General features: G+C 59.2%; 12 protein-coding genes. 4 read left to right on the top strand and 8 right to left on the bottom strand.

Features of this window, described 5'->3' with window-relative positions; genetic code table 11:
- Window positions 1–7: 7 nt before the first annotated feature.
- The 3 genes from FHS83_RS16945 to fdxA form a co-directional block, all read right to left on the bottom strand.
- Window positions 8–478: a hypothetical protein gene (locus FHS83_RS16945; protein ID WP_167084293.1), complete on the bottom strand. Its 471-nt coding sequence runs from the start codon at window positions 476–478 to the stop codon at window positions 8–10.
- Window positions 479–593: 115 nt separating this feature from the next.
- The gene (locus FHS83_RS16940) at window positions 594–1,154 is read right to left on the bottom strand and encodes a CarD family transcriptional regulator (RefSeq protein ID WP_167084290.1); all 561 of its coding nucleotides are present in this window, start codon (window positions 1,152–1,154) and stop codon (window positions 594–596) included.
- Between the two features lie 325 nt (window positions 1,155–1,479).
- Window positions 1,480–1,818 carry a ferredoxin FdxA gene (gene fdxA / locus FHS83_RS16935; RefSeq protein WP_167084288.1) on the bottom strand — a complete coding sequence of 113 codons (339 nt, stop codon included), beginning with the start codon at window positions 1,816–1,818 and terminating at the stop codon, window positions 1,480–1,482.
- 534 nt (window positions 1,819–2,352) lie between these two features.
- Between fdxA and FHS83_RS16930 the strand changes: the two genes are divergently transcribed.
- Entirely contained in the window at window positions 2,353–2,772 is a 420-nt protein-coding gene (locus FHS83_RS16930; RefSeq protein WP_167084286.1) for a GNAT family N-acetyltransferase, read from the top strand.
- A 2-nt stretch (window positions 2,773–2,774) separates the two neighbouring features.
- Here FHS83_RS16930 and FHS83_RS19550 read toward each other — a convergent pair whose 3' ends face one another.
- Together FHS83_RS19550 and FHS83_RS16920 are read right to left on the bottom strand one after the other, a co-directional pair.
- Window positions 2,775–3,080, bottom strand: a complete 306-nt coding sequence (locus FHS83_RS19550) for a helix-turn-helix domain-containing protein (protein WP_167084283.1) — start codon at window positions 3,078–3,080, stop codon at window positions 2,775–2,777.
- A complete protein-coding gene (locus FHS83_RS16920) occupies window positions 3,077–3,424 on the bottom strand; it encodes a type II toxin-antitoxin system RelE/ParE family toxin (protein ID WP_167084281.1) in 348 nt (115 codons plus the stop codon). Before FHS83_RS16920 ends, FHS83_RS19550 begins: the two co-directional genes overlap by 4 nt.
- 135 nt (window positions 3,425–3,559) lie before the next feature.
- Here FHS83_RS16920 and FHS83_RS16915 point away from each other — a divergent pair, with 135 nt between their 5' ends.
- Window positions 3,560–4,417 (top strand): DUF7946 domain-containing protein, encoded by an 858-nt coding sequence (locus FHS83_RS16915; protein WP_167084278.1) that lies wholly within the window; start codon window positions 3,560–3,562, stop codon window positions 4,415–4,417.
- 56 nt (window positions 4,418–4,473) lie between these two features.
- Window positions 4,474–5,241 carry a ThuA domain-containing protein gene (locus FHS83_RS16910; RefSeq protein WP_167084276.1) on the top strand — a complete coding sequence of 256 codons (768 nt, stop codon included), beginning with the start codon at window positions 4,474–4,476 and terminating at the stop codon, window positions 5,239–5,241.
- A 149-nt stretch (window positions 5,242–5,390) separates the two neighbouring features.
- Here FHS83_RS16910 and FHS83_RS16905 read toward each other — a convergent pair whose 3' ends face one another.
- Complete coding sequence (locus FHS83_RS16905) at window positions 5,391–5,663, bottom strand: RNA-binding S4 domain-containing protein (protein WP_167084273.1); 273 nt, start codon at window positions 5,661–5,663, stop codon at window positions 5,391–5,393.
- A 63-nt stretch (window positions 5,664–5,726) separates the two neighbouring features.
- On the bottom strand, window positions 5,727–8,465 hold the full coding sequence (locus tag FHS83_RS16900) for a helicase-related protein (protein WP_167084271.1): 2,739 nt from the start codon (window positions 8,463–8,465) through the stop codon (window positions 5,727–5,729).
- Window positions 8,466–8,898: 433 nt separating this feature from the next.
- On the opposite strand from FHS83_RS16900, the gene scpA reads away from it, so the two are divergent.
- Complete coding sequence (gene scpA / locus FHS83_RS16895) at window positions 8,899–11,004, top strand: methylmalonyl-CoA mutase (RefSeq protein ID WP_167084269.1); 2,106 nt, start codon at window positions 8,899–8,901, stop codon at window positions 11,002–11,004.
- Window positions 11,005–11,173: 169 nt separating this feature from the next.
- Here the strand turns inward: scpA and FHS83_RS16890 are convergent, their stop codons facing one another.
- Window positions 11,174–12,139, bottom strand: coding sequence for a retroviral-like aspartic protease family protein (locus FHS83_RS16890; RefSeq protein WP_167084267.1), 966 nt, complete (start codon window positions 12,137–12,139; stop codon window positions 11,174–11,176).
- Window positions 12,140–12,326: the final 187 nt, after the last annotated feature.

Here is a 12,326-nt window from a genome sequence, read left to right as displayed (position 1 = left end):
CTAAGGCTTAAAACGGCCGGCGGCGGGGAAGGCGGATGGTGTCGGCCATCGGCAGGAGCAGCAGCATGCTGATCGGAACCGCAAGCGCCATACCGATATGGTGATTGCCGACCGCAATGCCAATACCCCAGCCAGCGGTGAAGCTGATCGCCATCGCACCAATCAGCTTGGCAAGCGAACGTACCGGGCGATCCGTGGCAATCGCCATGGTGGCGAGCACGCCAATCGCGGCGCCGATGACAATCGCAGGCGCCATGCGCGTGGTAAGCAGCGAAGCCACCCAGCCAAACAAGCAACCAACCGCCATGGCGCTCGCTACCTTCACCACGGTGTGCAAGGGGCGGCTGCCAATCAGGGCAATGGTCGCCAGAATACCAATGGCGGCACCGCTCGCTGAAGCGATGGCGACTTCCTCGGTTACCGAAGCAATCAGCCAGCCGGCCAAGGCCCCAATCACCATTGCAATCAACCAGCGCATATCCGTGCTCCCCAAGCGGTCTAAGCGTGCCTTAACAGAATACCCTTATAAACCAAAAGCAAAAGACCCGGAGTTGCCCCCGGGTCTTAAACTGTATCAAGACGTAGCTGAACGCTTACGCGGCTTTCTTCAGCAGCGCGCCTTCAACCCGCTTCACGGCCGCCGTTTCGTCGATCTTCTCGACAGCGGCAACTTCGCGCGCCATACGGGCGAGGGCCGCTTCGTAAAGCTGGCGCTCGGAATAGGACTGCTCCGGCTGGCCCGAGGCGCGGTGCAGGTCACGCACCACTTCTGCAATCGAGACTAAGTCGCCGGAATTGATCTTCGCTTCATATTCCTGAGCGCGGCGCGACCACATGGTGCGCTTCACCCGGGCGCGGCCCTTCAGCGTGTTCAGCGCCGTGGCAACGGTGTCAGGCGAGCTGAGCTTGCGCATGCCCACGGCTTTCGCCTTGGCCACGGGAACCCGAAGGGTCATTTTGTCTTTATCGAAGGTGATTACGAAAAGCTCGAGCTTGGTGCCCGCGACTTCCTGCTCTTCGATGCGCATGATCTTGCCGACGCCGTGGGTCGGATAGACCACATGGTCGTTAGCCTTGAAATCGAGCTTCTTGTTGGAATTCGCCGGGGCTTTTTTAACCGGAACTGGTGCTACAGGAGCTTTTGCCGTCGTCATTTCACTTTCCGTATAGCGCACTCGAACGGGCGCCGACCGGGGAAGGCCGGCACCGTTTGAATTCGTGACTGACATAATTCGGCGCCTCCGGACCTCAATCATCCGGGTGGGGCAGCGCCGTTCGAGTTCATTTCTCAGAACGGCATAGGGGTATCACAGATTTGAGAAAAAGGGAAGGACCCATTCCTCAAACCTTTGAAAGATTGAGACTTCTTTGTGTTCCAGAAGCGTGTTTGCCCCATCAACACGGCGGAAAACTGGCAAATTTTCCGTTTATCCCCAGCGAGTTGGGTTAATATTTGGGAACCCTGATCAGGGCTCCTTATCAAGAACCCTGGCCCGGCTTCGGCGAGAAATACTTCTCCAGCTTGCCGGTCTCATTGCGGAAATCTTCGCGATCGGCCGGTGCTTCGCCCTTCTGGGTGATATTCGGCCAGACTTTGGCGTAGTCGGCGTTCAGCGCCATCCACTTTTCGAGGCCAGATTCGGTATCGGCCTTGATGGCTTCCGGCGGGCATTCCGGCTCGCAGACGCCGCAATCGATGCATTCATCGGGATGGATGACGAGCATGTTCTCGCCTTCATAGAAGCAATCGACCGGGCAGACTTCGACGCAATCCATGAACTTGCACTTGATGCAGGCGTCGGTGACGACATAGGCCATTGAAAGACGGGCTCCGGTCAAATTCCGGGGAGTTCCTAAGACGCGTTGCCCTGCGGATCAAGGGCTTAAAGGGCGTTTTCCGATCCTTAGGGCAATTGCCCACGCGGGAAATTCCCGGGGTGTTTTGAAAGCAACGCGCGAAGGTGGTGGCGCGGCGCAAGACCCTTTTGAGGTGGGGGTATGGCGTGACGGCTCGTCTCGGCGCTGCTGCGCGTTGGGACATGATGTTGCCGCACTACGCCTGGGTGGGCAGCATAATTGTTATGGTGGGGGATAGGCGGGGGAGACTCAGACCATAAAAACGCGAATTCAAATCCCCGATTTTTCCCGTAACTCGCTGAGGGTCTTGGAAAAACGTCTTGGAACTGATGGGCGGCAAGAGGGCTCGCGCGGTGGCGGGGGCGGCGATGTCAAACAGCCCTTTAAAGGTGGGAAGCGGAGGGCGGTGATTCAAGGCGCTCTCAGGCTTCAAGACGATGGCGTCCTTCAATCGTGGCCCCGACTCTGCCAGCCTCGCTTCGCCAATTGGAGAAGATGATGTTGCAAATCACTGTGCCGGACGCACCGAGCGAAAAAGACCGCGACGCCGTGCTGGCGGTCTTGCGCGACTACAATGTGGCGCAAGCCGGAGACCCCAAGCTGCGCCCCGTCGCGATCCTGTTGAAGGACGAGGCTGGCGCCGACGCGGGTGGGCTGTGGGGCAAGATCGCCTATGATTGGCTCTTCGTCGAATTCCTCGCTATCTCGCCCAACCATCGCGGCCAAGACTACGGCACCAGGCTGATGCAACAAGCCGAACAGATCGCCCGGGATGCCGGCTGCCTTGGTATCTGGCTCGACACCTATGAATTCCAAGCGCGCGGCTTTTACGAGAAACTAGGCTTCACCGTGTTCGGCACCATCGAGGACCACCCGAAAGGCACACGGCGATATTTTTTGCAGAAGAGGGTGTGAAGCTAAGCGGCGTCGCGCAGGGAGATGGAAAGCTCTTTGCCAAGCGCGGCGGCAGCGCGTCCCATGGTTTGCAGGGTGACGGAGGTATTAGCCCCATCCAGCAACCGGTCGAGGGCCGCGCGGCTGGTCTTCATGCGTTTGGCGAGTTCGGCTTTGGTGATCTTCTGCTTGGTCATGGCTTGCGTAAGCTGCCACACCAGCACGCGCTTCATCGCCGCCGTGGTGACTTCTTCCAGCGTGCCGTCTTCCTTGAGGAAATCGTCAAAAGACGAGCCGCGACGGAGATTTTTCTTGACCTGCTTCTTCACCGCCAACTCCGATACGCTTTCTGCCGTTTACGCGCCAAATCCAAATCGCTCTTCGGTGTTGCCTGCGACTTCTTGATGAAGCCATGCAAAAGAACCATTTCTCCGTCTTCGATGCCGAATAACACCCGGGCAATCCGGTCTTTGAGTTTTGTGCGGACCTTGTAAAGCTCGTCACCTAATGGCCTGCATACGGGCATACCCACCGGCCAGCCATATTCAACCGTGCGGATATCCTCACCGATTTTGGTGCGATCCAGCTTGTCGAGTTCTTTCAGCCAATCGCGTACCGGCTCCGCGCCCAACTCATTCGCGAAGAACACCGCCGCAATGTGCTTGGTGAACATGAAAACTCAAGTACCATAATTGGTACAATCAGTCAATGCATCAAGGCTTGATATTGCATGGAGTTGCCTTGAAGCTAGTTTCAATTTATTGGCGAATCTGCCTATCTAGATATGGGAGACAATAGGGGGGAGCATTTGACAATCACGCTTCCATTGAACGTGACGTTTACTGGAGCAGACGCAGATCAACATAGATTGCCTGCTTACAATGCAACAGAGAGTCTCGACGGTATCGCTAGGACTACCTTGATTGTGGCGAATTATATTGCGGAAGGGCGGGTTCGATATCGTGATTTTAAATATTCAGGCTATTCATTTGATATACTCGCCGTCCGTGCCGGTAGTTTTGATGTCCAGTTTGTACTTACATTTCTCAATGAAAATGGCCCAATTTTATCTGGGCTCGCGATGGGCGTGGCGGGGAATTTCGCGAGCGATTTTCTCAAGGCTGTATTTCGGCGCGCAATTGGAAAGTCTGCCCCCTCCGCAATAGAAACGCTTGAGGCAGAAGACAAGCTAGATACCGGCGATATGGGTGCTCTAGTTGAAGCAGTTGCTCCTGCAATAAAAAGAGCTCATCGCGTTATAAATTATGGCGCGGGGAATATCGCAATAGTTTCTGGCTCGAACAATGTTGTCAGTTTTGATCATGTATCAAAGCAATATGTCGAAGCGAGCTTTAAAGATGGGGAGGTACTGTCTAAACTATTTAGTGTGGGGAGTTACAATGCGAACACGCGCCACGGCAGAGTTTATGACTACGAGCTTCATCAGACAATTGCATTCGATCTTTCCGTGGACGCGGATATTAAAACGACCGAATTCATACTTGAAAGCTTCAGCAGCTACGCCCTCAGTCGAGAAGGTAGGAACATGAACTCCGCGATAGCGTTGCGATATACCCGAGTTTTGGCCGTGGACGGCAGAATTAAAAAGATATTCGTCCTAAAGGCCAGGGAGGATATTGAGCACCTTGTTGCTGACCACATATGATGTGTAACCACGACGCATATCTGTAGGCAGTTCGAATTAGCATCAAGTGAGGATGCATGCGTCGTATTGCGTTATTGCTCGCAGTTGTCATGACGTTGGTCTCGCATGCTTTCGCCGCCGACACGCAGTACAAGGTGCTCGTGCTGGCGATGCCGAGCAAATATCACTACGAATTTGTCCCGGTGGCGCGTGAGAGTTTGGAGTGGATGGCGAAACTTCACGCCTTCGATTTCACCTATGCCACCACGGCGGACGCGCTGGATAAGGGCCTTTCGCCTTATGCCGCCATCATGCTCCTCAACACGCCGACCGAGGAGTTGAATGCGGCTGAGCGCGCGCATCTGGAAAGCTATATGCAGAGCGGCGGCAATGCCGTGGTGGTGCATCGCGCCGCGATGGCGCTGCCGGCAGGAAGCTGGCCTTGGTATGAAAAATTCGTCGGGCGCTCGGTCGGCACGCATCCCATGCTGCAAACCGGCGTGGTCAATGTGGTGGATAAGAGTTTTCCCGCCAGCTTCGGGCTGCCCGCGCATTGGATTTGGAGCGACGAGTTTTATCCACTGAGCAATCCCTACAACATCGCGATCACGCCGGTCTTGAATGTAGATGAGACAAGCTATGACCCGGCAAAGATCTGGCCGGGGCAGAAGACGCAAGGCATGGGCAAGGATCATCCCGAAGCCTGGTATCACAGCTTTGAAAAGGGCCGCGTCTTCGTGACCGCACTCGGCCACACCGCCGAGATGTATCGCGATCCGCACTATCTTGATCACCTCATGGGTGGGCTCTATTGGGCCGCCACCGGCAAGGGCGTGCAGAAGTAAGAGCCTCCGCTTTTTATTCCGTCATGGCCGGGCTCCGACCCGGCCATCCAGCAGTGCTAGCGCAAGAGCTGGCTGGATTTAGATCGGATGCGGCTCGGACATGGATGGCCGGGCCGGAGCCCGGCCATGACGCTTTTGGATAGGGAGGATTACTCCTCGATCACCTCATACAACATCTGTGCTTCGCTAGCTGGGCCGCGGCGTGGGGCGCCGGAGAGGACTTTGATCACCATCACCTTGCCACGCACGGGCAAAGTGAGGATATCGCCGGGGCGAAGTTCTTTGCCCGGCTTTTCGACACGATTGCCGTTGAGCCGCAAGCGGCCTTTTTCGCAAGCCTCGGCGGCGAGTTCGCGGGTCTTATAAAACCGCGCGCACCACAGCCATTTATCGATGCGGATGCGAGTTGAGGTGTCGGTCATAGTTGTGCCGGGCGTGATTTTCCTTCCTCTCCCACAAGGGGAGAGGGAGGTATGGCAGCACCTTCACTTCTGAAACAGGCTCGCCAAGCTGGCGAAGGGGGAATCCGGGTTCACGGTGATTTGCGGCTTGTCGGCGCGGCGATCCTGACGCGGCGGGCGCTTGCCGTGCTTCTCGCGATTTTCACCGCGCGCTTCAGCTTGGGTCCCGACTTGGCCTTCGCCTTGCGGGCGCTTCTTGTGGTGGCCGCCGCGATGTTTGCCGTGCCTGGGCGGGCGGTTCTCACCGCCTTCGCCTTCCGGCTTCTCACTGCGTTCGCCACGTTCGCGCGGCTCTTGCGGACGCGATTGCTGGCGGCGGGGCTTGGGCTGTTCGCGGCGCCAGACGGTTTTGCCGTCCGCCACGTCCATTTCCTGCCAGCCCAGCGCGGTGAGCACTGTCTTCAGCTCGTCATTGCCGCAGCCGAGCAGCGAGACGAGTTTGGGCAGCAGGATATCGGAGGTTTCGCCGCCGATGAGGGCCTGTTCCAGCACGTCTTCGAGACGCTCCAGCATGTCGAGGCGAATGGCGCGGCCCGCGAATTTGCGGAAACCGGCTGCCGCAAGGAAGCCATCCGGCGCCTCGCTCTCGAAGGAGGTGAGACCGGCACGCGGCAGGGTCGGGACTTGATCGAGCTTCTGCCAGACGCTCCAGAGCAGCGCGAGGAGGCTCGCCGCTTCGGGGCGCAGCAGTTTGGGCAAGTACACGGCGCGGCGGCCGAACCAGACGCCGTAAGGGCGTAAGGCCCGCATGATAGCGCCGCGATCACCGCGCAGATCGGTGCGGGCAAGATCGATGGAGCCGAAATTCTCCCAAAGCTGATGGGCGATGGCGCGGGCTTCACCGGGCAGGGCCTCCTCGGTGCCGGGCTTGGCCTCGATGGCGGTTTCCAGCGCCGTGACCAGGGTCAGTTTGGCGGCGATGCGCTTCTTGATCCAGTCTTCCAGGCGGCGCTGCACGCCTTCGCGCGAGGCCCCGCTGAGGCTTTCATCGGCCAGCAGTAGTACCGTCGGGCTGATGGGATTGGCGCCCGCGATGAGTTTGGCGACGACGGCGCCGTCCCACCAGAGGCGGCCATGTTCGGAGAGGGTGATTTCTTCTTCCGGCGCGAAGGAGAGGCGGCGGGCGCGGGCCTGGAACTCGCTTTCAAGTCCTTTCACAGCCGCGGCGCGTAACGCTCTGGCTTCCAAACTTTGTAGGGCTTGGCCTTGTGCGGTTTCGGCCGAGGTAAAGCGGAATCCTTCCAGCTTGCCGATGGCCTCGCCCGAGACGGTGACGCCGCCGGAATCGTCCAGCGCAATATGCATGTCTTCTTCACGCAAGCTGCGCATCAGCACGGAGGTGCGCTTATCGATAAAGCGTTGGGTGAGCTTTTCGTGCAAAGCATCTGATAAACGGTCCTCAATCGACCGCGTCAGTTCCTGCCAATGGCCGGGGTCTTTCACCCAGCCGGGGCGGTTGGCGGCGTAAGTCCAAGTGCGGATATGGGCGAGGCGGCCTGAAAGCGTGGAAACATCGCCTTCGGGGACATCCAGGCGGTTGATCTGGGCGGAAAGCCAATCTTCCGGCAAGACGCCTGCATCGCTCATGAGATGGCCGAAGATGGTGCGCACCAGACGCACATGCTCTTCGGTCGAGAGTTTGTTGAAGTCCGGCATCTGGCAGGCGTCCCAGAGCAGGCGGATCTGCGCCGGCGCGGTGGTGCGGTCCTTGATCTCGTCCTGCTCGGCGAGGGTGCGCAGCGCGATGAGGTCCGAAGACGGGCGGGCTTTCACCAGGCCGCGGGTCGGCGGCGGCTCATCCAGGCTCTGCACCAGGGCTTCCAGGCTGACAAAGGCGAGGTTGGAATTGCGCCACTGCAGCACGCGCACGGGATCGTAATGGTGGTTCTCGATCCGGCTGACGAGTTCGGCTTCCAAGGGCTGCGCTTCGCCGGTGACGCCAAAGGTGCCGTCATTCATGTGACGTCCGGCGCGGCCCGCGATCTGGCCCATTTCCTCAGGGCGCAACGGGCGGGTGGTATATCCGTCGAATTTTTCCAGCGCCGAGAAGGCGACGTGATCGACATCCATGTTGAGGCCCATGCCGATGGCATCGGTTGCCACCAGGAAGTCCACCTCACCGGATTGATAGAGCGCGACCTGGGCGTTGCGGGTGCGAGGCGACAGCGCACCAAGGACGACCGCGGCGCCGCCACGATGGGTGCGGATCATCTCGGCGATGCCATAGACGTCTTCGGAGGAGAAGCCGACCACCGCCGAGCGCCGGGGCAGGCGGGTCAGCTTCTTGGGGCCGGTATAGGCCAGATCCGAAAAGCGCGAGCGCGAGAGGAAATAGGTTTTCGGGATGAAGCGCTGGATGGCGCCGCGCATGGTATCGGCGCCCATGAACAGGGTCTCTTCCTCGCCGCGCGCATTCAAGAGGCGGTCGGTGAAGACATGGCCGCGTTCCGGGTCGGCGCAGAGCTGGATCTCGTCCACCGCCAGGAAGGCGGTGCCAAGCCCGGTCGGCATGGCCTCCACGGTGCAGACATAGTGCGTCGCCCCCTGGGGAATGATTTTCTCCTCCCCGGTGATCAGGGCAACCTGGGCAGCCCCCTTCAGCCGCACGATCTTGTCATAGACCTCGCGGGCCAAAAGCCTAAGCGGCAGGCCAATCATGCCAGTCTTGTGGGCGAGCATCCGCTCAATGGCGAAATGGGTCTTGCCCGTGTTGGTGGGGCCTAGCACCGCCGTAACGCGGGAGCCGAGTGTTGATGTGCGCATCAGGAGGACAATTCACCGGTGTTGGGCGTCAACGCAAGGCTTTTAGACCGGGCGCGACGGGGTGTTCGTCAGACAAGCTGGGGGTAAGGCTTTGATGTGTCACCGCGACGAAGAAGCTGTGCGCGGGCGGCTGTTCCAGGCTCAAGACTCGCAAAGAATCGTTGCTTTGCAAATGGCACGAGTCACAATGAACAATCAAGAACAGCTACGGAACGAACGTAGTTCGAATCACTAACCGCATAAAAATCAGCCTTTGTTCTCATACCATTAGGGTGCTGTCAAGAGTGTGGTGACCCCAGATGTTGTGGGTATCGCGACGTCTAGCGGGAAAGCCACTTATCCACGGAAATCTCCGTAGGCGGAGCAATATGACAGGCTTGATACGGTTCGACGACAATCTGGCCGTGTGCGTGCCAGGATTCCGGGAGCAGCCATGACCACCCCAGAAGAGTGGGCCGCGCTGGCCCAGCGGGAGCTGAAGTCCCGCCCTCTCTCAGAGCTTCTTTGGCAGACGCCGGAAGGGCTAGCCGTGAAGCCGCTTTACACGGCGGCGGACCTTGAGGGGCTGGAAGAGAGCGGGGCGCCGGGCTTTGCCCCCTTCACCCGCGGGGTGCGCGCCACGATGTATGCCGGCCGGCCCTGGACCATTCGTCAGTATGCGGGATTTTCCACCGCCGAAGAGTCCAACGCCTTTTACCGCGCCAATCTCGCCGCCGGGCAGATGGGGCTGTCGGTAGCCTTCGATCTGGCGACCCACAGAGGCTATGACAGCGATCATCCGCGCGTGGCGGGCGATGTCGGCAAGGCGGGCGTTGCCATCGACTCCGTCGAGGATATGAAAATCCTTTTTGGCGGCATTCCGCTGGATCGCATGTCGGTCTCCATGACCATGAACGGGGCGGTGATCCCGGTGATGGCCGCGTTCATCGTGGCGGCGGAAGAGGCGGGGGTGAAGCCCGACCAGCTTTCAGGAACCATCCAGAACGACATCCTGAAAGAGTTCATGGTGCGCAACACCTACATTTATCCGCCCAAGGTCTCGATGCGGATTTGCGCCGACGTGATCGAATACACCGCGCGCCATATGCCGAAATTCAATTCGGTGTCGATTTCCGGCTATCACATGCATGAGGCAGGCGCGACCGCGGTGCAGGAGCTGGCGTTTACGCTGGCCGATGGCAAGGAATATGTCCGGGCCGCTTTGGCGCGCGGGCTGGCGGTGGATCATTTCGCGCCGCGGCTGTCGTTCTTTTTCGGCATCGGCATGAATTTCTTCATGGAGATTGCGAAGCTCCGTGCCGCCCGCGCCTTGTGGTGCGAGATCATGCAGAGCTTTGGCGCCAAGAAGTCCGAAAGCCTGATGCTGCGCACCCATTGCCAGACCTCTGGCGTGTCGCTGACCGAGCAAGACCCGTACAACAACATCGTGCGCACCGCCTATGAAGCGCTGGCGGCGGTGCTGGGCGGCACGCAAAGCCTGCACACCAATTCCTTTGACGAAGCCATCGCGCTGCCGACCGAATTTTCCGCGCGCATCGCCCGCAATACCCAGCATATCCTGCAACAGGAAACGCAAGTGACGCGCAGCGCCGATCCTTTGGGCGGGTCGTATTATGTCGAAGCGCTGACGCATTCTTTGGCTGTTGCGGCGCGCGGGCTCATCGCGGAAATGGACGCCAAAGGCGGCATCGCCAATTGCCTCGATGATGCCAAAGCCGCCATCGAGGAAGCCGCCACACGGCGGCAGGCCCGCGTTGACAAGGGCGAGGATGTCATTGTTGGCGTCAATCGCTTCGAGCCGGACACGCAAGATGTGGTTCAGACCCGCGCGGTGGATAATCAGGCGGTGCTTGAGGTGCAGATCGCGCGGCTGAAGGCAGTGAAGGCATCGCGTGATCCGGCCAAGGTGGAAGCTGCTTTAGCGGCCTTGCGCGCGGGCGCTGCGGGTGAGGCCAATCTGTTGGAGCTAGCGGTGGAGGCAGCGCGGGCGCGCGCCACCGTCGGTGAAATCTCCGCCGCGATTGAGATTGTGCATGGGCGGCATGTGGCCGTGCCGAAGATCGTGTCGGGTGTCTATGGCGCCTGTTTCCAAGGCGACAATGAATTTGCCGCGTTGAAAGGCGAGGTGGAGGACTACGCCGCCATTGCTGGTGCGCCGCCGCGTTTGTTCGTCGCCAAGTTGGGCCAGGATGGCCATGACCGCGGCGCCAAAGTGATCGCCTCGGCGTTTTCGGATATCGGTTTCGCCGTCACCATGGGATCGCTGTTTACGACGCCCGAAGAAGCCGCTGTGGAAGCCGTCGCGGCGCAGGCGCAAGTGGTGGGCGTGTCTACGCTCGCTGCAGGACACAAGCGTTTGGTGCCGGAATTGATCGCTTCCTTGCGTGCGGCAGGCTCTTCGGCGCTGGTGGTGGTCGGCGGGGTCATTCCGCCAGAGGATTACGCCGCGTTGAAAGAAGCGGGCGCCGCCGCCGTGTTTGGCCCGGGCACCAACATCCCCGACGCAGCGAAAATGGTGCTGGAGTTGTTGAAGGGGTGAGCTTCTAGATTGTCATCCCGGGCGAACTGGCGTGCGCGAAGCGAGCGGCAGTGAGACCCGGGATCCACTTTCACGCCAGAGCAGATTCCTGAGTGGGTCCCGGATCGCGCCCTTTGCCAGACGAGGACATTTTCGCGGCGCGTCCGGGATGACAGGTCTATTTTGCCTCTCACTTCGCAGGCGGCGGGCTCGCAGGCGTGAAGTAGATCGCGTTTTCCTTATAGGCGATATAGAGATGCATGTGCCTGAGGATATTCATGCCGATGAGCATTTCAGGCTTTGCCCCGTCGAGCTTTTGGCCGATGCGTGAGCCCGTAGGAATGTAAGTCAAAGGCTCGCTGATCTTATCCGGGATAAGCCTGAGTTGCGGGTTATTCACCGCTACGCCGTCGAAATCCAATGTCTTAAAGGTGTGGCTATAGGTGGTGAGGTTTTCATCGCCGTTGAGGATGCCATGCTTGGGCGTCTCCGCGTCACCCGGCTTCACCCCGTAATTCTTTACGGCAGTGTTGATGAAAATGGTGGAGTTCGGCGCGCCGGTATCGATCTGCGCCAAAATCGGCTTGCCGTCGAGCTTCACCTCAATGGTGAGGGCATGCCCATCCATCCGCTCGATAGGGATCTCTGAATAGCCTGCGGCGGGCCAGTAGATCACATTATGCGGGCAATGCTCCTGGCTCAGGATATCTAGTTTCTTGTTTGCGGGATCGATGGACACATCGAAGAGGGAAAGAACGTTGGCGCCTAAAAGACCGGCCACATCCGCTGAATCCCATTCTTGCGGATCCACCATGAACTGAACATTGTCGAATGCGATGCGGCCAAGCTTGAGCGGGGCAGTCGCCTTCTTATCGGTGTAGCGGCCGGTCAGGCCATAAAGTTTGATCGGGGCGTCGGTCAGCAGCAGCCCATCATCATCGGCGATTTTCTTGGTGATTACCGTACTGCTGGCGCCGGTGTCGAGGATCATATGCGTCGGCTTGCCCGCAATCTCCACCGGAACATAGAGGCGGGTGAGATCGTCATTCGTTTTGAGCGGGATGCTCGCCAGCATCTTGAGGGGTTTGCAGTCCTCGGCTTCCGCCGCGCTGAAACACAGGGCCGCGCCCCAAAACACCACGGCGGACAATTTCATCGCCAAAGCCCCGGCTGATCCATCTAGTTTACATAAGCAACCTTGTGTGGGGGCCGCAATGTGGCGGGCGGCAAAGCTGGGAATTTTTCATGCGCCGCCACGCCTGTGGTGCGATTGCCGTGGATGGTTTCTAAAAAAGGTAGCGGGCGGCGGCGCGAGGCTATAGCGGAGCAGGCCTGATGACAGG

Source organism: Rhizomicrobium palustre, from assembly GCF_011761565.1.
GTDB lineage: Bacteria > Pseudomonadota > Alphaproteobacteria > Micropepsales > Micropepsaceae > Rhizomicrobium > Rhizomicrobium palustre.
The sequence above is the reverse complement of the archived record's forward strand: the minus strand, read 5'-3'. Positions and strand labels throughout refer to the sequence as shown.

Excerpts from the sequence above, each read along its gene's own strand:
- FHS83_RS16945 (WP_167084293.1), bottom strand. The coding sequence starts at position 478 with ATGCGCTGGTTGATTGCAATGGTGATTGGGGCCTTGGCCGGCTGGCTG.
- FHS83_RS16940 (WP_167084290.1), bottom strand. The coding sequence starts at position 1,154 with ATGACGACGGCAAAAGCTCCTGTAGCACCAGTTCCGGTTAAAAAAGCC.
- fdxA (WP_167084288.1), bottom strand. The coding sequence starts at position 1,818 with ATGGCCTATGTCGTCACCGACGCCTGCATCAAGTGCAAGTTCATGGAT.
- FHS83_RS16930 (WP_167084286.1), top strand. The coding sequence starts at position 2,353 with ATGATGTTGCAAATCACTGTGCCGGACGCACCGAGCGAAAAAGACCGC.
- FHS83_RS16920 (WP_167084281.1), bottom strand. The coding sequence starts at position 3,424 with ATGTTCACCAAGCACATTGCGGCGGTGTTCTTCGCGAATGAGTTGGGC.
- FHS83_RS16910 (WP_167084276.1), top strand. The coding sequence starts at position 4,474 with ATGCGTCGTATTGCGTTATTGCTCGCAGTTGTCATGACGTTGGTCTCG.
- FHS83_RS16905 (WP_167084273.1), bottom strand. The coding sequence starts at position 5,663 with ATGACCGACACCTCAACTCGCATCCGCATCGATAAATGGCTGTGGTGC.
- FHS83_RS16900 (WP_167084271.1), bottom strand. The coding sequence starts at position 8,465 with ATGCGCACATCAACACTCGGCTCCCGCGTTACGGCGGTGCTAGGCCCC.
- scpA (WP_167084269.1), top strand. The coding sequence starts at position 8,899 with ATGACCACCCCAGAAGAGTGGGCCGCGCTGGCCCAGCGGGAGCTGAAG.
- FHS83_RS16890 (WP_167084267.1), bottom strand. The coding sequence starts at position 12,139 with ATGAAATTGTCCGCCGTGGTGTTTTGGGGCGCGGCCCTGTGTTTCAGC.